General features: G+C 63.3%; 18 protein-coding genes and 1 tRNA gene. 10 read left to right on the top strand and 9 right to left on the bottom strand.

Translation table 11 applies throughout. The features are described from left to right. Window positions 1-159: 159 nt before the first annotated feature. Together rhaS and FJ948_RS16225 are read right to left on the bottom strand one after the other, a co-directional pair. On the bottom strand, window positions 160-1,155 hold the full coding sequence (gene rhaS / locus FJ948_RS16230; RefSeq protein ID WP_135861998.1) for a rhamnose ABC transporter substrate-binding protein: 996 nt from the start codon (window positions 1,153-1,155) through the stop codon (window positions 160-162). A gap of 56 nt (window positions 1,156-1,211) precedes the next feature. Then, entirely contained in the window at window positions 1,212-2,015 is an 804-nt protein-coding gene (locus FJ948_RS16225) for a DeoR/GlpR family DNA-binding transcription regulator (RefSeq protein ID WP_140706052.1), read from the bottom strand. Window positions 2,016-2,200: 185 nt separating this feature from the next. On the opposite strand from FJ948_RS16225, the gene FJ948_RS16220 reads away from it, so the two are divergent. The 3 genes from FJ948_RS16220 (at window position 2,201) to ggt (ending at window position 7,661) form a co-directional block, all read left to right on the top strand. Beyond that, window positions 2,201-4,303 (top strand): bifunctional rhamnulose-1-phosphate aldolase/short-chain dehydrogenase, encoded by a 2,103-nt coding sequence (locus FJ948_RS16220; RefSeq protein WP_140706050.1) that lies wholly within the window; start codon window positions 2,201-2,203, stop codon window positions 4,301-4,303. Window positions 4,304-4,392: 89 nt separating this feature from the next. Further along, window positions 4,393-5,685: an L-rhamnose catabolism isomerase gene (rhaI, locus tag FJ948_RS16215; protein ID WP_140706048.1), complete on the top strand. Its 1,293-nt coding sequence runs from the start codon at window positions 4,393-4,395 to the stop codon at window positions 5,683-5,685. A gap of 236 nt (window positions 5,686-5,921) precedes the next feature. Next, entirely contained in the window at window positions 5,922-7,661 is a 1,740-nt protein-coding gene (ggt, locus tag FJ948_RS16210; RefSeq protein ID WP_140706046.1) for a gamma-glutamyltransferase, read from the top strand. Between the two features lie 65 nt (window positions 7,662-7,726). Here the strand turns inward: ggt and FJ948_RS30995 are convergent, their stop codons facing one another. Continuing rightward, window positions 7,727-7,981, bottom strand: a complete 255-nt coding sequence (locus tag FJ948_RS30995) for a hypothetical protein (protein WP_171883371.1) — start codon at window positions 7,979-7,981, stop codon at window positions 7,727-7,729. A gap of 360 nt (window positions 7,982-8,341) precedes the next feature. Between FJ948_RS30995 and FJ948_RS16200 the strand changes: the two genes are divergently transcribed. From FJ948_RS16200 to FJ948_RS16190, 3 genes are read left to right on the top strand one after another with little or no spacing between them, the layout of a single operon-like run. Beyond that, window positions 8,342-9,271 (top strand): ABC transporter substrate-binding protein, encoded by a 930-nt coding sequence (locus FJ948_RS16200; protein WP_246677536.1) that lies wholly within the window; start codon window positions 8,342-8,344, stop codon window positions 9,269-9,271. Window positions 9,272-9,305: 34 nt separating this feature from the next. Then, window positions 9,306-11,312, top strand: coding sequence for a Fe(3+)-hydroxamate ABC transporter permease FhuB (gene fhuB / locus FJ948_RS16195; protein WP_246677542.1), 2,007 nt, complete (start codon window positions 9,306-9,308; stop codon window positions 11,310-11,312). A gap of 23 nt (window positions 11,313-11,335) precedes the next feature. Then, the gene (locus FJ948_RS16190) at window positions 11,336-12,202 is read left to right on the top strand and encodes an alpha/beta hydrolase-fold protein (protein WP_140706043.1); all 867 of its coding nucleotides are present in this window, start codon (window positions 11,336-11,338) and stop codon (window positions 12,200-12,202) included. 8 nt (window positions 12,203-12,210) lie between these two features. Here FJ948_RS16190 and FJ948_RS16185 read toward each other — a convergent pair whose 3' ends face one another. From FJ948_RS16185 to FJ948_RS16170, 4 genes are all read right to left on the bottom strand, one after another. Continuing rightward, the gene (locus FJ948_RS16185) at window positions 12,211-12,645 is read right to left on the bottom strand and encodes a hypothetical protein (protein ID WP_140706041.1); all 435 of its coding nucleotides are present in this window, start codon (window positions 12,643-12,645) and stop codon (window positions 12,211-12,213) included. 112 nt (window positions 12,646-12,757) lie between these two features. Continuing rightward, complete coding sequence (gene pcaF, locus FJ948_RS16180) at window positions 12,758-13,963, bottom strand: 3-oxoadipyl-CoA thiolase (protein WP_140706579.1); 1,206 nt, start codon at window positions 13,961-13,963, stop codon at window positions 12,758-12,760. 1 nt (window position 13,964) lies between these two features. Further along, a complete protein-coding gene (locus FJ948_RS16175; protein WP_140706040.1) occupies window positions 13,965-14,771 on the bottom strand; it encodes a CoA-transferase subunit beta in 807 nt (268 codons plus the stop codon). Next, a complete protein-coding gene (locus FJ948_RS16170) occupies window positions 14,768-15,625 on the bottom strand; it encodes a CoA transferase subunit A (protein ID WP_140706038.1) in 858 nt (285 codons plus the stop codon). The genes FJ948_RS16175 and FJ948_RS16170 overlap by 4 nt, the downstream gene beginning before the upstream one ends. Before the next feature lie 120 nt (window positions 15,626-15,745). Between FJ948_RS16170 and FJ948_RS16165 the strand changes: the two genes are divergently transcribed. From FJ948_RS16165 to FJ948_RS16150, 3 genes are all read left to right on the top strand, one after another. Next, a complete protein-coding gene (locus tag FJ948_RS16165; RefSeq protein WP_140706036.1) occupies window positions 15,746-16,516 on the top strand; it encodes an IclR family transcriptional regulator C-terminal domain-containing protein in 771 nt (256 codons plus the stop codon). A 208-nt stretch (window positions 16,517-16,724) separates the two neighbouring features. Then, the gene (locus tag FJ948_RS16160; protein ID WP_140706034.1) at window positions 16,725-16,946 is read left to right on the top strand and encodes a hypothetical protein; all 222 of its coding nucleotides are present in this window, start codon (window positions 16,725-16,727) and stop codon (window positions 16,944-16,946) included. Between the two features lie 454 nt (window positions 16,947-17,400). Then, window positions 17,401-18,537: a site-specific integrase gene (locus FJ948_RS16150; protein WP_140706031.1), complete on the top strand. Its 1,137-nt coding sequence runs from the start codon at window positions 17,401-17,403 to the stop codon at window positions 18,535-18,537. Between the two features lie 56 nt (window positions 18,538-18,593). Here the strand turns inward: FJ948_RS16150 and FJ948_RS16145 are convergent. Beyond that, window positions 18,594-18,669 (bottom strand) — tRNA-Phe (locus tag FJ948_RS16145). A gap of 172 nt (window positions 18,670-18,841) precedes the next feature. Further along, on the bottom strand, window positions 18,842-19,714 hold the full coding sequence (locus tag FJ948_RS16140; protein ID WP_140706029.1) for a helix-turn-helix domain-containing protein: 873 nt from the start codon (window positions 19,712-19,714) through the stop codon (window positions 18,842-18,844). 104 nt (window positions 19,715-19,818) lie between these two features. Here FJ948_RS16140 and FJ948_RS16135 point away from each other — a divergent pair, with 104 nt between their 5' ends. Further along, a complete protein-coding gene (locus FJ948_RS16135) occupies window positions 19,819-21,087 on the top strand; it encodes an extracellular solute-binding protein (RefSeq protein ID WP_140706028.1) in 1,269 nt (422 codons plus the stop codon). The last annotated feature ends 97 nt before the right edge of the window (window positions 21,088-21,184 follow it).

The raw sequence follows: 21,184 nt of genomic DNA, 5'->3' as shown, positions 1-21,184 counted from the left end.
CAATTCCAGGAAAAGCGTGTAACGGTTTTCCGTCCGGAATTGCGTGAAAACAAAGAGTTAGAGCGGGTCGGCGATTCCATCAAACGCTGAACCGCTCTAGGTCCGTTTGAAGACGCGGCGGGACGTGAGTCCCGCCGCGTCAGCTTGAGAACTCGGAGATCAATAGATCTTGGAGAACTTTTCGATGTTGCTCTTGTCGAACTGGAAGGGCGGAGCCATCGCGGCCGAGTTGGTGTCGTCGAGCGTCACCTTGCCGACACGGCCGATCGACAGCGTCGCACCGGGCTTGGCTTCTTCCTTCTTCACCGCCAGGTCATGGGCGAGGTAGACGGCGGAATAGCCGAGGTCGATCGGGTTCCAGAGAGCCACGGCCTGCGAGGCGCCGTTGTCGATGAACTTCTTGAACTCGGACGGCAGCGCCAGGCCGGTGACGTTGACCTTGCCGATCAGGTTCTCGTCGGTGACGACCTGGGCGGCGGCGACGACGCCGACGGTGGTCGGCGCGATGATCGCCTTGAGGTTCGGATAGGACTTCAACAGGCCCTTGGCTTCGTCGGTGCTCTTGGCCGAATCGTCATCGCCATAGACGGTGGCGACGAGCTTGATCTTGGGGAACTTCTCCGGCAGCACTTTCTTGGCCGCTTCGATCCACGAATTCTGGTTGGTCGCGGTCGAGGAGGCCGACAGGATGGCGACGTCGCCGCCTTCCGGCAGATAGTCGGCGGCGAGCTTGATGATGGTCTCGCCGATCAGGCCGGTGTCGGACGGGTTGAGGTGAAGCTGGCGGCCTTCCTTGGCGACGCCCGAATCCCAGGAGATGACGGTGATGCCGCGCTCCATGGCCTTCTTCAGCACCGGCACCAGCGCGTCGGCGTCATTGGCGGAAATCGCGATGGCGTTGACCTTCTGCGCGATCAGCGAATTGACCACTTCGATCTGTGCCTCGGCGGTCGCCTTGGTCGGGCCGGTGTAGATGATATCGACGTCGCCGAGTTCCTTGGCGGCCTCTTCGGCGCCCTTGTTGGCGGCATCGAAGAAGCCGTTGCCGAGCGACTTCACCACCAGCGCGATCTTGACGTTTTCCGCGTAGGCGGCATTCACGAACATGGCGGCCGAGAAGGCCGCGGTCACCATCAATTTCTTCAAGAAGCTCATCTGATATCCTCCCTTGAGCGTTGCATTTCCATCGCCGCCGCGGACGTGAGTTGGTCTCAGGCCTGCAGTGAAGATTCTTCCTTTGTCGACTTGCGGGCGACGATCAGCGTCACCCCCGCGGTCTCCAGCATCTTGGCTTCGCGATCCTCGATGCCGTCATCGGTGATGACGGTGGCGATGCGCGAAAGACCACACAGGATCAGGCTGGAGCGTTTGCGGAATTTCGAGGAATCGACCAGCACCACCAGTTCGTCGGCCTGGTCGATCAGCTTCTGCTCCGCCTGGATCAGCAGCGGATCGCCTTCCATCAGGCCGAGCGGCCCCAGCCCTTGAGCACCCATGAACATGCGGCGTGCGTAGAAATTGCGCGTCACGTCATTGTCGAACGGCGACAGGATGATGTTCTGCTCGCGGTAGATCGTGCCGCCCGACAGCATCACCGTGTTCTTGGAGTGTTTGAGCAGGTGCTCGGCGATCGGGAACGAATTGGTGAAGATCGGCATGCGGCGCCCGGTCAGGAAATGCACCATCTGGAAGGTGGTGGTGCCGCCATTGATGATGATCGGCTCGCCGTCCGTGCACAGTTCGACCGCTTCTCGAGCGATGGCGCGCTTCTGCGAGGCATTGAGCGTTTCGTTGACGGAGAAGGGCCGACCGGCCAGCCCGATGAACTGCGGCGGCGAGATCGCCTCGGCGCCGCCGCGCACCCGGCGCAGGCGTTTCTGCACGTGGAGAGCCGCGATGTCGCGCCGGATCGTCGCCTCGGAGGACTCCGTCAGGTCGACCATCTCCTGCACCGTCACCACAGGTTTTTCCTGGACGGCGGACAGAATGATCCTGTGGCGCTCTTTTTCGTGCATGGTTCCTCCCTGCCTGGCCATCTAGGCACCCAAAACGAGCAGTGTCAATCATTTCCGATCATATAATTTCATTGTGCAGTGCAATATGATCGATGTTGATCGTTTGTGATTGACAAGCCGCCTGCTTGCGTAGACATTCCCGGCCAAATGGACCGCGCCTTTTCGCGTCCCCAGGGAGGATATCTATGCTCGACAAGCGCTCCGGCTCGCGCCTCGCCAATCTTTGGGATGATGCGAAAGTGCAGGGGATGAGTGGTCCCGAGCTGCTGGTCTATCGCTCGAACACGCTCGGTTCCGACAAGCGCGTCACCAATTATGGCGGCGGCAATACGTCATCGAAGATCCGGCAGAAGGATCCGCTCACCGGCCAGGACGTGGAAGTACTATGGGTGAAGGGCTCGGGGGGCGACAGCGCCTCGATCAAGCTTGACGGCTTCGCCACGCTCTACATGGACAAGCTGCAGGCGCTGAAGGGCCTCTATCGCGGCGTCGAGCACGAAGACGAGATGGTGGGGTATCTGCCCCACTGCACCTTCAACCTCAATCCACGCGCGGCCTCGATCGACACGCCGCTGCACGCTTACGTGCCGAAGCCTTTCGTCGACCACATGCATCCCGATGCCATCATCGCCATCGCCGCCGCGAAGGATTCCAGGGCGCTGACCAAGGAAATCTTCGGCGATGCCATCGGCTGGCTGCCGTGGAAACGGCCGGGCTTCGAACTTGGCCTGTGGCTGGAGAAATTCTGCGTCGAACACCCTGCCGCCAAAGGCGTCATCCTCGAAAGCCATGGCCTGTTCACCTGGGGCGATACCCCGAAGCAATGCTACGAAACGACAATCGCGGTGATCAACCGGGCGATCGAGTGGTTCGAGCGCCGCTCCGAAGGCGTGGCGATCTTCGGTGGCGAGGTGGTGAAGGCGCTCGACGCTACCGCGCGTCGCGCGATTGCCGCCAAGCTGATGCCGAAAATCCGCGGGCTGATCTCGGAAAAGAGCCACAAGCTCGGTCATTTCGACGATTCGGCCGCCGTGCTCGAATTCGTCAACTCAAGGAATTTGCGCCCGCTGGCGGCACTCGGCACTTCGTGCCCGGACCATTTCCTGCGCACCAAGATCCGGCCGCTGGTGATCGAGTTCGATCCGGCGAAGCCCGATGTCGACGCCGTCATCGCGCGCCTCGCCGACGACATTGCCGAATATCGCGTCGGCTACCAGGCCTATTACGATAGCTGCAAGCATCCGGATTCGCCCGCCATCCGCGATCCCAATGCCGTGGTCTACCTGATGCCCGGCGTCGGCATGTTCACCTTCGCCGGCGACAAGGCGACGGCGCGCATCTCGGGCGAATTCTACGTCAACGCCATCAACGTCATGCGCGGTGCCTCGACCGTGTCGTCCTATGTAGGCTTGCCCGCGCAGGAAGCGTTCGACATCGAATACTGGCTGCTCGAGGACCTGAAGCTGCAGCGCATGCCAAAGCCGAAGTCGCTCGCTGGCCAGATCGCGGTGGTCACCGGCGGCGCCGGCGGCATCGGTCGCGCCACGGCCAACCGGCTGTTGCGCGAAGGCGCCTGCGTCGTGCTGGCCGATATCGACGAGGCGGCGCTCGCCAGCGCCAATGAGGAACTGGCAAAGGCCTATGGCAAGGATTTCGTCCGGCCGGTTCTCATCAACGTCACCTCGGAGGATCAGGTCGTCGCCGGCTTCGCCGAGACCGCGGTCGAGTTCGGCGGCATCGACATCCTTGTCTCCAATGCGGGGCTCGCCTCCTCGGCGCCGATCGAGGAGACGACGCTGGCGCTGTGGAACAAGAACATGGACATCCTGTCGACCGGCTATTTCCTGGTCTCGCGCGAAGCGTTCCGGCTGTTCAGGGTACAGAAGATCGGCGGCAACATCGTCTTCGTCGCTTCCAAGAACGGCCTTGCCGCATCGCCCAACGCATCAGCCTATTGCACCGCCAAGGCCGCCGAGATCCACCTCGCGCGCTGTCTGGCGCTGGAAGGGGCGGAAGCCCAGATCAGGGTCAATGTCGTCAACCCGGACGCGGTGCTGCGCGGCTCGAAAATCTGGACCGGCGAGTGGAAGGAACAGCGCGCCGCCGCCTACAAGATGTCGACCGACGATCTGGAAGAACATTACCGCTCGCGTTCGATGCTGAAGCGCTCCGTCTTCCCGGAAGACATCGCCGAGGCGATCTATTTCCTCGCCTCCGACATGTCGGCCAAATCGACCGGCAACATCATCAACGTCGACGCCGGCAACGCGCAGAGCTTTACGCGCTAAGCTTTCCTTCTCCCCGTTCTACGGGGAGAAGGTGCCCGAAGGGCGGATGAGGGGCGGCGCCAGCCGTGCGAATACCGGGAGGAACAGCAGTGTCCGAATTGATCATCTCCGCCGACATCGTCGCCAGCAGTAACGCAGCGCGCGAGGCCGACCTCGAGCGTGACTATGCCTCGCTCGGCGAACGCCTCGACCGCCGAGGCATCGCCGTCGACGCCATCCGCGACAAGGTCGAGAAATTCGCGGTGGCGATCCCCTCCTGGGGTGTCGGCACCGGTGGAACGCGCTTTGCCCGCTTTCCCGGCGCCGGCGAGCCGCGCGATGTCTTCGACAAGATCGAGGATTGCGCCGTCATCAAGCAGTTGACGCAGGCGACCCCGACCGTCTCCCTGCACATCCCATGGGACAAGGCCGATCCGAACCGCCTGAAGCAGGCGGCCTCCCGCTTCGGCCTCGGTTTCGACGCCATGAACTCCAACACCTTTTCCGACGCGAAGGACCAGGAGCATTCCTACAAGTTCGGGTCGCTGTCGCATGCCGATGCCGGCGCTCGCCGGCAAGCGGTCGAGCACAATCTCGAATGCATCGAGATCGGCAAGACGATTGGCTCCAAGGCCCTGACGGTGTGGATCGGCGACGGTTCGAATTTCCCCGGCCAGGTCAATTTCGCCAAGGCGTTCGAGCGTTATCTCGACGCCATGCGGGAGGTCTATGCCGGCCTGCCGGCCGACTGGAAGCTGTTCACCGAACACAAGATGTACGAGCCGGCCTTCTATTCCACGGTGGTGCAGGACTGGGGCACCAACTACATCATATCGAAGGAATTGGGTGACAAGGCCTTCTGCCTGGTCGACCTCGGCCACCACGCACCCAACGTCAACATCGAGATGATCGTTTCGCGGCTGATCCAGTTCAAGAAACTCGGCGGCTTCCATTTCAACGATTCGAAATATGGCGACGACGATCTCGACGCCGGTTCGATCGATCCCTACCGGCTGTTCCTGGTCTTCAACGAACTGGTCGACGCCGAACTGTCCGGTGCCGAGGGGTTCGACCCCGCCCACATGCTCGACCAGAGCCACAACGTCACCGATCCGATCGAGAGCCTGATGCTGTCGGCGGTCGAGGTGCAGCGCGCCTATGCGCAGGCGCTGCTGGTCGATCGCAAGGCGCTCGAAGGGTTTCAGGAGGGCAATGACGCGCTGATGGCGACGCAGACGCTTAAAGTAGCCTACCGCACCGATGTCGAACCGATCCTGGCCATGGCGCGGCTAAAGACCGGCGGCGCCATCGATCCGGTCGCCGCCTACCGGGCGGCAGGCTACCGTGCCAAGGTCGCGGCCGAACGGCCTGCAGTCGCTGGCGGTGGCGGCGGAATCGTCTGAGGTCGAGCCACTCCCCCTCATCCGGCCGCTTCGCGGCCACCTTCTCCCCGAGGGAGAAGAGGTCAGCGCCGGCGCAAGCTCCTCTCCCCTTGGGGAGAGGTCGGATTGCCCGAATTGCTCTTGCAATTCGACTTGGCAATCCGGGTGAGGGGGTCTCTCACGCGCTTATTCAATTGTTATTGGACTAACGCCTTCCGAAGGTCTTTCCTAGGCCGTCCCCGCTTAGGAGTCCCGCCATGCACCTCACCCGCCGGACGCTCATTGCCGTCAGCCTTTCGATCACCTTTGCCTTCACACCATCCGCCGGCGTCTTCGCCGCCTCGCCGGCCCCGGCCAAGGGCGAGAACGGCATGGTTGTCACGGCCCAGCATCTGGCTTCGGAAGTCGGCGTCGAGGTGTTGAAGAAGGGCGGTAATGCCGTCGATGCGGCTGTCGCCGTCGGCTACGCCTTGGCCGTCGTCTATCCCAATGCCGGCAATATTGGCGGCGGCGGCTTCATGACCATCCGCTTCAAGGACGGCAAATCGACCTTCCTCGATTTCCGCGAACGGGCGCCGCTTGCGGCGACCAAGACCATGTATCTCGACAAGGGCGGCAACCCGGTGAAGGGTGCCAGCCTCGACGGCTATCTGGCGGTCGGCGTGCCGGGTTCGGTCGCCGGTTTCGAAATGGCGCGCGAGAAATACGGCACCTTGTCCAGGCAGGATTTGATGGCGCCGGCGATCGCCTATGCCAGGGATGGCTTCGTCCTCAACCAGGGCGATGCGGCGTCATTCGCCGGCGGCGCCGACAGGCTGGCGAAGGATCCGGCGGCGGCGGCCATCTTCCTCAAACCCGACGGCAAGCCATACGGCATTGGCGAGAAGCTGGTTCAGCCCGACCTTGCCGCCTCGCTGTCGGCCATTTCCGAGAGAGGGCCCGATGCCTTCTACAAGGGCGCTATCGCCGACGCCATCGTCAAGGCGAGCGGCGCCAAGGGCGGTATCCTGGCCAAGGGCGATTTCGAGCAATACGCGGTGCGCGAACTGAAGCCCGTCACCTGCTCCTATCGCGGCTACGAGATCATCTCATCGCCGCCGCCGAGCTCCGGCGGCGTCATCATCTGCGAAATCCTCAACGTGCTGGAAGGCTATCCGCTTTCCTATCTCGGCGCCGGATCGGCCGAGACCGTCCATGTCATGGTCGAGGCGATGCGCCACGCCTATGTCGACCGCAATTCGGCGCTCGGCGATCCCGATTTCGTCGACAATCCGGTCTCGAAACTGCTCGACAAGGGCTACGCCAAGGACATCCGCGACAAGATCGATCCATTCCGGGCCGGCGTGTCGCAGGACCTGATGCCGAAGGGATTTGGCGAGTCGAAGGAGACCACGCATTATTCGATCATCGACAAGGAGGGCAACGCGGTCGCGGTCACCTACACGCTGAACGGCTCGTTCGGCGCCGGCGTCGTTGCCGATGGCACCGGCATCCTGCTCAACAACGAAATGGACGATTTCACCCAGAAGCCCGGCGTGCCCAACCTCTATGGCCTCGTTCAGGGCGAAGCCAACGCCATCCAGCCGAAGAAGACGCCGCTGTCCTCGATGAGCCCGACCGTCGTGGCCAAGGACGGCAGGCCGTTCATGGTCATCGGCAGCCCGGGCGGCTCGCGCATCATCAACATCACGCTGGAAGCGATCGTCAACGTCATCGACCACGGCATGAACATCCAAGAGGCGATCGACGCGCCGCGCATTCATCACCAATGGCTGCCCGACACCGTCTATATCGAGCCGTTCGGCCTGTCGCCGGACACCGAAAGGCTGCTGGCCGGCATGGGCTACCACCTCGATCTGGCCGACCAGAGCTGGGGCCAGGCGGCGGGCATTCTCGTCGGCGGCAAGAGCCTGGCCGAAATCGAGAAGGGCGGCGGCGCGCGTTACAATGGTGCCATCGACAGCCGCGCGGCATCGGGCGAGGCGCTCGGATACTGACAGGCGGTAAGCCCGTTCCCTGAGCGGCGAAGCCGGACTCCGCCTTTCGGGACCGGCAAGTGCCGTCAGGTCACCAGTGTGATGGTCGATGCAATCAGCATCAAGGCGGCAATGCCGACGAACAGCGCGTAGATGCGCGGCCGGTCGAGCAGAAGCGCATTGCCGGAAATCCAGGCTGACGTGGCGCCGCCGAGGGCGAAGAGGAAGCCGTTGCGATGGCCGAACGTCATCGACGCGGCCATCAGCCCGCCGATGATCAGGGCGCCGAACACGATGATCACGGCGACCGCGTATTTCTCGAAGTCGTTGCCGCCGCCCATGGCTGGACCGATTGCGTTCAGATTCGGCAGGTCGTCCGGATCGAAGGGGTTCGCCGACCCGTATTCGTCTTGACCCATGGATTCTCGCATCACTTGATCTCCGCTGACCGGCAACAAACCATCAACGCCTGCCGAGTGCAACCCGATCGCGCTGTGGCGGATGCGCCCGGCACCGGCTTCGGCCCGTTTTTGGCGATGGTTTGCTGACGGATTTCCGGAGCTGTTGCCGGTTCGCGTCACCTGCGTCCCTCGCATTTGTCGCCTCCCATCTCGTCTTAAAACTTGACTGGAAATATCCTGTTTTATAGTCAACCGGGATCGGTCGCCGAAGACCAGGTCCCGGCAAACAGGCAAGACAAGTTGAACACAGACCATCGACCCCGGCCAGGAGAGGCAAATCGCCCGCACGGCCTGATCACACGCCGCCGCGCGCTCGCGCTGTTCACCTTGCCTTTGGCCGGCATGGTGACGCCGCCAGCCAAGGCGAAGCCGCTGCGCATCGTCTGCCTCGATGACGGGCTGGCGGAGACTTTGCTCATGCTCGGCGTCACGCCGATCGCCGTCGCCGACCGCGCGGTCTGGGAAAAGTGGGTCGTCGAGCCGTCGCTGCCGCCCGAGGTCGCCGATATCGGCACGATCCTGGAGCCCAATCTCGAATTCCTGCAGCAGCTTCGTCCCGACATCATCCTCTCCATCCCTTTTCTCGACGGCATCAGGCCGCTGCTTGAACGCGTCGCGCCTGTGACGACGATCGGCATCTATACGCCGGACGGTCAGCCCTATCAGCGCGCCGTCGAGGCGACCCGGCAACTGGCCAGGCTTGTCGGCAAGGAAAGTGAAGGCGAGGCGCTCATCGCGGCGACGGCGGCCCATTTCTCAACCATCAAGCAGCAGCTGGAACCGCTTTCGGCACGGCCGGTCTATGTCCTCAGCTTCCTCGATCCGCGCAATGTTCGCGTCTATGGCGAAAAAAGCCTGTTCCAGGCGGTGTTTGACCGCATCGGCATCCGCAATGCCTGGACCGGCGAGACCAATTACTGGGGATTTGCGACCGTCGGCATCGACGGCCTGGCGACGTCCTACGACGCACGCCTTGCCTATCTCGAACCCTTGCCTGAAGGGGCAACAGGTACACTGACCGAGAGCCCGGTCTGGAACGCCATGCCGTTCGTGCGCAACCGCTCGATCATGCGCCTGCCCGCGGTGCTGATGTTCGGCACGCTGCCCTCGGCGCGCCGCTTTGCCCGGCTGCTGGCCCGGGCGCTGATGGCGGAGACCGCCCGTGGCTGAGCAGCAAGCAATCTTGCCCGACGATGCCAGCCTCATGCGCGGCCAATCCTCGCCGTCCCGCATGCCAGACAAGTATCCTCTGGGCGCGATGCTGCTCTGCGTCGTACTTGTCTGCGCGGCCAGCGCCGCGACCCTCTCCAACATGAGCGTGCAATTGCCGGCGGCGCGTTGGCCGGATGCGCTCGCAAATCCCGATGTTGAAGATATCAGGCAGGTGCTCGTTCACTACGCCTTCCTGCCAAGGCTTGCCGTCAGCCTTCTCTGTGGCGCGGCGCTTGGTTTGGCCGGCGCGGTGCTGCAGCAGGTTCTGCGCAACCCGCTCGCCTCGCCGGAGACCGTCGGCGTTTCGGCCGGTGCCTATCTGGCGCTGGCGCTGGCGACGCTCCTGGCGCCCTCCCTGTTGGCCCACGGCCGCGAATGGGTGGCGCTTGCCGGCGCTTTCACGGCCCTTGCCGCGGTCCTGGCGCTCTCCTGGCACAAGGGCCTGTCGCCGCTTTCGGTCGTGCTCGCCGGGCTGGTCGTCAGCCTTTATGCCGGCGCCATCGGTGCCGCGCTGGTGGTGCTTCGGCATGAATGGCTGGCCAGCCTGTTCCTCTGGGGCGCTGGTTCGCTCGGCCAGCAGGACTGGTCGGCGACGCTGTGGCTTCTGCCGCGCCTTGGCGGTGCCGCGCTGGCGATCGGCCTGATGGTGCGCCCGCTGACCTTGCTTGGCCTCGACGACGAAGGCGCGCGCAGCCTCGGCGTTCCGCTCGGTGTCTATCGCTTCGCCGGCCTGGCGGCGGCGGTCGCCCTGATCGCCTTCGTCGTTGCCGCCGTCGGCGTCATCGGCTTCGTCGGTCTCGCAGCCGCCACGCTCGCGCGCATCGGCGGCGCCCGCCGGCTTGGCCAGCAACTGGTGATGGCGCCGCTGATCGGCGCGGCACTGCTGTGGGCCGCCGATCAGGGGGTGCAGGTGGCGACCGGGCCGCAGGGCGACCTGCTGCCGACCGGCGCGATGACCGCGCTTCTCGGCGCGCCGCTGCTGCTGTGGCTTCTGCCCCGACTCGCGCTTGGGACGGAAGCGCCGGCCCTCACCGTCGAGCGGTTGCCCAGAACGACAAGGCCGGGCCTGGTGCTGGCGGCGATCGCTGGCGTCCTGCTTCTGATGCTCGTGCTGGCGCTGCTCTATGCACCGGGGCCAGATGGCTGGACATTCGCGTCCAGCGATCAGCTGCAACCCTTGTTGTCCTGGCGGCTGCCCAGAGTGTCCGCGGCGCTTGCCGCCGGCGCGATGCTGGCGCTGGCCGGTTTGATGATGCAGCGGCTGACCGGCAATCCAATGGCAAGTCCCGAAGTGCTCGGGATCAGCGCCGGCGCGGCACTTGGCATGATGGTGGCGCTGTTCGGGCTGGCCGACGCCAGCCGGCCGGTGCAGACCGTGGCCGCCACGATCGGCGCCTTCGCCGCCCTTCTGGTGACGCTGGCGATCGGCCGTCGCGCCGCCTATGCGCCGGAGCGGCTGCTGCTTGCCGGCGTCGCTCTGACGGCCCTGTTCGACGCGCTGATCCTGGTGCTGACCGCCACCGGCGATCCGCGCGCCATGCTGCTGCTCAACTGGCTCACGGGTTCGACCTATGGCATCGACGCGGGCTCGGCGCTTTTGACCTCGACGACGGCCTTTTGCCTGTTCCTGGCGACCCCACTCTTCATGCGCTGGCTGGACATGCTGCCACTCGGATCCGCCGCGCTTCAAAGTCTCGGCGTCAACCTCAAGGCAACACGGCTGCTGGTGCTCCTGATGGTCGCCGCACTCACCGCCGCCTCGACGCTTGTCGTCGGGCCGCTGACCTTCATCGGCCTGATGGCGCCGCACCTGGCCCGACGCCTCGGCCTGTCACGCGCGCTGCCGCAAGCCATCGGCGCGGTGCTCGCCGGCGCCCTGATCATGGTCTGTGCCGACTGGATCGGCCGCACCGCCATCTTCCCGCGCCAGATCCCGGCCGGCCTCGTCGCGACGCTGATCGGCGGCCCCGTCCTGATGTGGCTGCTGCGCCGCCGCTGACGTTTGTCCCTGTGGAGATATTCATGTCCAAGTCGACGCCCGCTTTGATCGCCGACACCACTGCTCACGATTTCGTTCCGGCCTATGGTGGCGCCCCCTGGCGGGTCTTCATCCATGTGCCCTCCGGCCCGGCGCCCGAGACCGGCTGGCCGGTGCTCTACATGACCGACGGCAATGCCGTCATCGCAACGGCGGTCGACGCCATGCGCGCGCAGGCCTTCTATCCCGCCGGCACCAACGTCGGCTGGGGCGTCATCGTCGCCATCGGCTATCCCGTCGAGGGCGCCTACGACCCGCTGCGCCGCTCCTGGGACCTGGGACCCCCACCGGGCCAGACCTACCCGCCCTTCTACGAAGGCACACCGGAAGTCAGGACCGGCGGGGCAGGGGAGTTCCTGGCCTTCATCGAGGATGAGCTGAAGCCTTGGGTCGCCAGCCGGGTCAGAATCGATACCAGCCGCCAGGCACTTTACGGTCACTCCTTCGGTGGCCTGTTCGCGCTCTACGCCCTGTTCACGCGCCCGCTTTCGTTCCGTACCTTCATCGCCGCCAGCCCGGCCATCTACTGGGAAGACCGCGCCATCGACCGCTTCCTGAAGCCATTCGAAATCGCCATACCAGAAGGATTGGAGGCTGACGTGATCCTGTCGGCCGGCGAATACGAGACTGAAAAGCTGGCGCCGTTCCAGATCGGCGCGGAAGACGAGGAAAAGCGCCTGCAGCAGAAGAAACTGATCCGCACCGACGAATTCGCGCGGGCGATGGCGGAACGCCTCGACGCGCTGCCGGGCCTGCGGGCGAGTTTCGAGCTGCACGCCGGCGAGAACCACATGTCGATCCTGCCGGTGACCGTCAATCGCGCGGTGCAGGCGGCGTTCGCGGTGCGGTAAATTTCTGTTCAGCGCGCCGGCAGCAGTTCGAACAGCTTGGCGCCGTTTTCCTGGCCGCGCTCGTCATAGCCGATAATGCCGAACCATCGGGCGACGTCGGGCCCCTGCAGCCAGCTGCGCGAGTGGATGGGCAGGTTCCCGGCAAGCGCCTGGATATGCCTGATGTGCCGCTTGCAGAAGCGCACGGTCGAGCCGCGGAAGAAATCCTCCTGCGCGGCAAACAGCGTATCGGCCGCGTCGCTGTTCTCATGCCAGGCAATGATCGCCACGGCCTTGTCGCCCTCGACCAGTGCGTGCGCCCGGCCTTCCTTCAGATTCATCATCAGATTGTCGTAGGCGATCTTGCTGTCCTTGCCGGCCGCCGCGTACTCGTCCGACATCCGTTTGGACAGGCCATGGAAGACATCCTCGAGATCCCCCAGCGTCGCTGCGCGTGCTCTCATTTCACCTCCTGCAGCCCCGGCAGGGAGTTTGCCCTAGGGTTGTGGGATCACCAAGCAAATTGAATCCGCAAGAAGGCGGATGAGAGCAAAGTCGTACCACCCACTGAAGCGGTCAGACCCGCTCCAGCGCGATGGCGATGCCTTGGCCGACGCCGATGCACATGGTGGCCAGCGCATAGCGTCCGCCGCGTTCGCGCAGCTCCAGTGCCGCCGTGCCGGAGATGCGGGCGCCGGACATGCCCAGGGGATGGCCGAGCGCGATGGCGCCGCCATTCGGGTTGACGTGCTCGGCATCCTCGGCGATGCCAAGCTGGCGCAGCACGGCGATGCCTTGCGAAGCGAAGGCTTCATTGAGCTCGATGACGTCGAATTGTTGCGGCGTCAGGCCAAGCCGCGCGCATAGCTTTTGCGTTGCCGGCGCCGGACCGATGCCCATGATGCGCGGCGCGACACCGGCGGCCGCACCGCCAAGGATGCGCGCGATCGGCGTCAGCCCGTATGTCTTCACGGCCGCCTCCGAGGCAACGATCAGCGCCGCCGCGCCGTCATTGACCCCGGAAGCATTGCCGGCCGTCACCGTGCCGCCTTGCCGGAACGGCGTCGGCAATTTGCCGAGCGTCTCGACCGTGGTACCGGCGCGGGGATGCTCGTCCTTCGAGACGACGACTGCGTCGCCCTTGCGCTGCGGGATCGTCACCGGGGTGATCTCCTTCGCCAGCCGGCCATTGGCCTGTGCCGCGACCGCCTTGTCCTGGCTGCGTGCGGCGAAAGCATCCTGGTCCGCGCGGGAAACTGCGAAGTCTTCCGCCACGTTCTCGCCGGTCTCGGGCATGGAATCGACGCCGTACTGCTTCTTCATCAGCGGGTTGACGAAGCGCCAGCCGATGGTGGTGTCATAGATCTCCGCATTGCGGGAAAAAGCAGCGTCGGCCTTGGGCATGACGAAGGGCGCCCGGCTCATCGATTCGACGCCGCCCGCGATCATCAGCTCCGCTTCGCCGGCCTTGATCGCGCGCGCGGCGATGGTCAGCGCGTCCATGCCCGAGCCGCACAGCCGGTTGACGGTCGAACCCGGTATCTCCTTCGGCAGCCCGGCGAGCAGCAGCGCCATGCGCGCCACGTTGCGGTTGTCCTCGCCGGCCTGGTTGGCGCAACCATAGACGACGTCGTCGACCGCCTGCCAATCGATGCCGGCATTGCGCTCGACCAATGCCCTTAGCGGTATCGCACCAAGATCGTCCGATCGTACCTGGGATAGCGAACCGCCGAAGCGGCCGATCGGCGTGCGGATGTAGTCGCAGATATAGGCCTCGGCCATGTCAGGCTGCTTTCCCTTTTCCGGTCCCTTCATGCGCCGCCTTGGTGCGGGCCTGCAGGTCGCGCAATGTCTTCAGTTCGAGTTCGCTTGGCGCCGGCGTTTCGTCAAGCGCCTCGGCGAACCTGACCGTCCAGCCACAGCTCTCCTGCACCTGTTGACGGGTGACGCCGGGATGCAGCGAGACGACAATGAATTCCTTGGTCAGCGGATCCGGCTTCCAGATGGCGAGATCGGTGATGAGAAGCGTCGGGCCTGATGTATCGATGCCCAGCCGCTTGCGATGATCGCCGCCCTCGCCATGGCCGAAGGAGGTGAAGAAATCGATCTTCTCGACCATGCCACGCTTCGACTGCGCCATGGTGATGTAGATCTCCTTCGACGAGGTCGCGATCTCCGGTGCGCCGCCGCCGCCGGGCAGCCTGGTCCTGGGATGGAAATAGCCGCCGATCACGGTGGTGTTGATGTTGCCGAACTTGTCGAGCTGGGCGGCACCCAAAAAGCCAATGGAAATGCGGCCGCCCTGTAGCCAGTAGCGGAACATCTCCGGCACCGCGACGGTGGTGACCGCCGTCTCGCACAATTCGCCATCGCCGATCGACAGCGGCAGCACATCGGGCGCGGTACCGATCGTGCCGCTTTCGTAGATCAAGGTGATGTCGGGCGCGTGCGTCAGCCGGGCCACGTTGCAGGCGGCCGATGGCGCGCCGATGCCGACGAAGCAGACATCGTCGTTTTTCAACGCGCGGCTGGCGGCGATGGTCATCATCTCATTGGGGGTGAAGCCCAAGGGGCTATCATTGTCGCTCATGCCGCTCTCCTCAGATGCTCGATCCGGGCGGCGAAATCATTGGCGCTCTTCTCGATCACATTTGCCTGCATCCAGGCCTGGAATTTCTCGCGGTCGCCGGCGATCTCGTCCCATTCGAGATAGGCGGCATTGTCCCTGACATAGTAGCCATGCGCGTAGGATGGATGCGAACCGCCCGGCACGACCGAGATCGCCGCGATGGTCCAGCGCGGCAGCACGGTCAGATTCGGGTGCAGATCGTCGAAACTGTCGACCACTTCCTCGACCGTCACCACCGCGCGTTTGGCGGCGAGCACCGCTTCCTTCTGGATGCCGATGATGCCTTCGACCAGCACATTGCCTTTTCTGTCAGCCTTCTGCGCATGGATGAAGGTGACGTCAGGCCGGATCGAAGGCACGGCCGCGAGCACCTCGCCGGTGAATGGGCAGGTGACTGACTTGATGTTCGGATTGACCTCAACCAGCCCGGCGCCGCGATAGCCGCGAAACACGGCGCAAGGCAGACCGGCGGCGCCCGCCTCATAGGCGTTGGCCATACCGGCATGGCTGTGCTCCTCGACCTCGATCGAGCGGGGAAAACCGTTTTCGATGGCGTCGCGGGCGCGCCGCAGCAAGCCGACGCCGGGATTGCCGACATAGGAGAAAACAATCTTCTTCGCCATGCCCATGCCGATCATCTGATCGTAGATCAGGTCGGGCGTCATGCGGATCAGGGTCAGGTCGCGAAACCCCTGGCGGATCGCCTCATGCGCGGCGGCTGTGGGGATCAGATGGGTGAAACCTTCGAAGGCCACCGTGTCGCCGTCATGCAAATTCTCCGCGACAGCCTCTTTCAGGGGCAGGAACTTGACCATTCCAATGGCTCCGCATCTGCAAAAAAGTTCGTATTGCGAACATGTGTTTTATATGCGATACTTTTACGTCGAGCTCTGCCGCCGAGTCAATCCGGTGGCATTGGATTTCCGGAGGCGGCATTGGACGACGAGACCGTTTCGCGTGACCATGTCGGATCGCTCGAGCGTGGGCTTGGCGTGATGGAGATTCTGGCCCGGCATCCCACCGGCATGACCCTGACGGAGATGGCCGAGGAAGCCGGCCTGACCCGCGCCGGCGCGCGGCGCTTCCTGCTGACCTTGGTCGCCACCGGCTACGCGACCCAGTCCGGTCGTGTATTTTCCTTGTCGCCGCGCCTGCTGACTGTCGCCCGCACCTGGCTGGGAGGCGCCTCGCTGTGGACCTTCGCGACGCCCATAATGCGTGCCGTGGCGGCGCAGTTGAACGAGGCTTGTTCGGCGGCGATCCTGTCGGGCGAGGATGTCGTCTATGTCGCCCGCATTCCCGGCCGCCGTATCGTCAGCATCTCGCTTGATGTCGGCACCAGGCTGCCCGCCTATTGCACCTCGATGGGAAGAATGCTGCTGGCAGGACTGACATCAGGGGAATTGGAAGCATTTCTTGGCAAGGCGACGATCGAACGGCGGACGCCGAAGACGATTGTTGAGAGGCCGTTGCTCGCGAAGGCCATTGCCAGGGCCAAGACAGTCGGGTTCGCCATCGTCGACGAGGAACTGGAGCTTGGGCTGCGGTCGATCGCCTTACCGATCAACGACCGCGCCGGCCACATCGTCGCCGCGATCAATGTCTCGACCCAGTCGGCGCGCTTTTCTGTCGAGGCGATGGAGCGCGACATCCTGCCGGTGCTTCGAATGGCCAAGGGGCGGGTGGAGGAGTTCTTCGTCGTCTGAGGCCCGGGATTTCCGGAATACTCTCGGAAAAGATCACACGCGCAAGCGTAGGGGATTCGGCGAAAGGGAGTGGCGGGAGGGAAGATGGTGCCCAGAGGCGAGGCACAGAAAATAGGCAGATTCAATGCCTTGCGGCGCGGCTGGACAGTTTCGCTTCCCACGCAATCATTGATCTTTTCGCAAAAGTGTCCAGCAGCTATCATGGCGCATGTCTGACCAGGTTCCGAGCCAGAAGAGACCGAAGCTCATCGTCGTCGTCGCTTTCGATCGTGGCAATGATGGCGAGCTATTCCCTGCATTCGGCCCGGCCGATCAGCAGAGCGAGGAGCGCGCAATCCGCATTGCCAAAGATCTGGCAGGGAAGCACGTCGGCGTGCCTACGTTTGAAACGACCTCTTGGCCGTCGTCGTCCGTGATGATGGTTGCATAGCGAGTTGACATAGAAGTCTCCTTGTGGGGGCTCAGATGGAACATCGTTGCTGTCATCAAGTTTGGGCCTGAATTGCCTTGATTCAGAAAGTGAACCCGATGACAGACAATCTATCGCGCCGAGAGGAACAGAAGGGAACAGGCCGGGTCCTCAAGTGGGGAGTGGTCTTGGCCGGGGCCATTTTACTATGCCTGCTGGCAATTTTTGTGCTTACGCCCCTGTCAGGGGGCTCATGGCGGACAGCGCCGTTCAAGCGCGCTCCTGAGCAAAACCAGGGTGGGAATGCGCCAGCGGAAACCTCGCCGTCGCCGGGCGTCCACAAAGATCCCAATGGATATGCCAAAATGCCAGGTTCGCAGTAGCCCTCGAAGCCGCGACCCTCACGCAGCTCGATCCCCACGAAGTCAACAAAAAACCCGCCTGATTTGGCGGGTTCCCGGCGCAACACACCACTATGACGGCGCGCGGCTTGAACAGGCTGCAAGCTTCAGCCTACATCGTTGAGGATCGGACGGATGGCATCCTCCGGTTCTATTTCCGCCGCGGCAAAGCAAAGAAGATCCCGCTACCCGGCGTCCCCGGCACCGACGAATTCAACACAGTCTATTATCAGGCCCTGAAAGGCGAGATCAAAATTGGCGCTACAGGTCCAAAGCTTGCCGGCAAGGGAACTCTGCGTTGGCTGTGCGAGCAATACTATGCGTCGGCCGAGTTCAAGCACCTCGACCCGAAGACGCGCCAGGTTCGCCGGCTCATTCTCGAATCCTGCTGGGCTGAGCCGACCAAGCCGCGCGGAACGAAGCTCTTCGAGGATATGCCCCTGCCAGCCTTTACGGCGAAGTCGGTGCGCGTGCTGCGCGACCGCAAGGCCGACCTGAAGGAAGCAGCCAACGGCCGCGTCAAGGCGCTGCGCCAGGTCTTCAAATGGGCATGCCTTCCCGAGATCGACCTTGTCACCGTCAACCCGGCCCGAGATATCGCCTATTTCAAAACAGGGTCGGAAGGCTTCCACTCCTGGACCATCGAAGAGGTCGAGCAGTTCGAGAAACGGCATCCGGTCGGCACCAAGGCCCGCCTTGCCCTCGACCTGCTGCTCTACACCCTTCAGCGCCGAAGCGATGTGGTGCTGTTCGGCAAGCAGCACGTGCGCAAGGGCGTTCTCCACTTCACCCAGTACAAGGGTCGAAACAAAAAACCGATCACGTTGGAAATCCCGATCCACCCCAGGCTGCAGTTCACCATCGACAACAGTCCCTGCGGGGATCTGACGTTTCTGGTGACCGAGTTCGGCCGTGGCTTCACTGGCAACGGCTTCGGCAACTGGTTTCGGAAGCGGTGCGACGAAGCCAACTTGCCGCAATGCAGCGCCCATGGCCTACGGAAGGCAGCATCAGGCCGCATGGCCGATCGCGGCGCCACCGAGCATCAGATCATGTCGATGACGGGGCATCAGACCTCAAAAGAGGTGACGCGCTACACCAAGGCAGCGCGCCAAAAGGTCATTGCCAAGAGCGCGGTCGGACTGCTTGCCGATAGGGAAGGTGCGGAGGAAACCGAGAACAAAAGTGTCCAGAAAAACGGGGTGGTGTAAATCGGCTGGACAAAACGGGGCAAAAAACCGTGCAAATCAGACGGCAAGGAAAGTGATGGTGCCCAGAGGCGGATTCGAACCACCGACACGCGGATTTTCAGTCCGCTGCTCTACCAACTGAGCTATCTGGGCCTGTTCCGGCTAACGAAAACTCGTGCTCCGGATTTCATGGCAGCGCCGTGGGCGCCCCTTGAAAGCGCGTGGGTTATAGCATGGGAATCCGGCCTGTCCAGCGCCTAGATGTGGATTTCCGGCAGGAAAAGAAATGCCGTGCGATCCGCTGCTTTCCGCGCCGCGGTCCGGCCTATCTGGCGCTTGCCAGCCCCTTGCGGAAATCGGAAGGGGTCATGCCGGCGAGCTTGCGGAAGGATTTGTTGAAGGCGCTGAGCGAGCCGAAGCCAGAGTCCATGGCGACGCGCAGCACATTGGCGTCCTGGTGCATCAGCAGCGCCTGCGCATAGCTCAGCCGCAACAGGTTGACATATTCGTTGAGCGTCATGCCGGTCGATTTCTTGAACAGGCTCATGGCGTATTTGGGGTGGATGTCGGCGGCCGCCGCTATGTTCACGCAATCGATGTCGTAGAGGAAATTCTCGGCGATGAAATCGCACATGCGCCCGACATTGCGCGACGATTGCTGGTCGAACGGGTTGCCCGCTTCCTGTCCGGCCGGGTTTTCCGGCACCAGCCTGTAAGGTTCGAACCGCACCCGCTCCAGCCGCAGCAGCAGCTCGTTGACGGCGTGCTCGGTCCGTGCCGCATCGCCCGAGCGGGCATAGCGGTTCCAGCGCGCAAAATTGTCGTTGTCGGATTGGTCGGTGGCGCTGGTCACCAGCGTTGCCCCGGTCATCAGCCGGTGGCGTATGTCGGCTGGCAGATGCAACCGGAAGAAATGCACCAGCGGCAGGTGCGCGCCGGCATAGATGGCGTCGTCGCTGAGATCGTCCATCTGATGCGGCAGGCCGCCCCAGAAAAAGCACATCTCCCCGGCCGAAAGCGAAATCTCATGCTCGTTCATGCGGTAGTGCACACTGCCGCGTACGATGAAATTCACCTCGACCTGGGCATGCCAATGTGGCTTGAGCATCACCAGCGGCGCGGTGTGAAACATCTGCAAGAGCAGCGGCAGCCCTTCCACGCTGCTGGCGCCTGGCTGGTAAAACGGCCGTTCCGGCATCTTACTTTCCGCCAATTCCGTATTCCCTTTGTCGGCGACAAGCCTTCCGCGCCGCCTAGTCTAGCCGGGCTCGCAGAGAGAGCAAATGAAATGGGAGGATTTCAATGCGCATCACACTGACATGCGCCGCGCTCGCGCTTGCCCTGGGCTCAGCCCCGGCCTTTGCGCAGTCCGGCGAAATCACCATCTGGAGCTGGAATGTCGCCGCTTCGTCGCTGAAGGCGACGGTTGCCGGCTTCAACAAGCTCCATCCCGACATCAAGGTCACGGTCCAGGATCTCGGCAATCAGCCGACTTACGACAAGTCGATCGCCGGCTGTGCCGCCGGTGGCGTCGGCCTGCCCGACATCGTCACCATCGAGAACGGCGAGGCCGAGAATTACTGGAGCCAGTTCCCAGACTGCTTTGTCGACCTGCACACGCTGGGCTACAGCGCCGAGGACCAGAAGAAATTCCCCGATTTCAAACGCACCGAACTCGAGGTCGGCGACAAGGCCTATGCCATGCCGTGGGATTCCGGCCCGGTCGCCGCCTTCTATCGCCGCGACTTCTATGAGAAGGCCGGCGTCGATCCGGCATCGATCAAGACCTGGGACGATTTCATCGCCGCCGGCAAGAAGATCCAGGCCGCCAATCCGGGTGTCTCGATGACCAACGCCGATTTCAACGGCGACAGTGAATTCTTCCGCATGATCGCCAACGAACAGGGCTGCGCCTATTTCGCGGAGGACGGCCAGTCGATCACGGTCAACCAGCCCAAATGCGTCGACGCCATGACCAAGCTCAAGGAGATGAAGGACGCCGGCATCGTCTCGTCAGCCGACTGGGGCACCAAGATCACCAACAACACCGCCGGAACCGTCGCCACCCAGGTCTATGGCGGCTGGTATGAAGGCACCATTCGCACCGAATCGGCGGGCGAGAACGGCAAATGGGGCGTCTATCTGATGCCGAGCCTGACCGCGGACGGCCCGCGCGCCGCCAATCTCGGCGGCTCCTCGCTCGCCATCACCTCGGCGTCGAAGAACAAGGAAGCTGCCTACGAGTATTTGAAATACACGCTCGGCACCAATGAAGGCCAGATCACCATGCTGAAGGAGTTCGGCCTCGTCCCCTCGCTGGTCTCGGCGCTGAACGACCCCTATGTCAGCCAGGGCTTGCCCTACTGGGGTGGCCAGGCGGTGTGGAAGGATATTCTCGGCACCTTGCCCAAGGTGGTTCCGAGCCGGGGCACGCAGTTCCAGAGCGATGCCGAGATTATCGTCCGCGCCGTGCAGACCAAATATCTCGCCGGCGGCTATCCCGACGCCAAGGCTGCACTCGACGATGCCGCCAGCCAGATCGCCTCGGCGACTGGACTGCCGGTCAAGTAAAGCGCCGTCTTGCCTTCTCCCCTTGTGGGAGAAGGTGGCCGCGAAGCGGTCGGATGAGGGGTGTTCCAGCTTGGCAATGACGTAGATCCGTCACACA

This window comes from Mesorhizobium sp. B2-3-12, assembly GCF_006442205.1.
In the GTDB taxonomy this organism is placed as follows: Bacteria; Pseudomonadota; Alphaproteobacteria; order Rhizobiales; family Rhizobiaceae; genus Mesorhizobium.
This window is presented reverse-complemented; position numbering and strand designations above follow the sequence as displayed.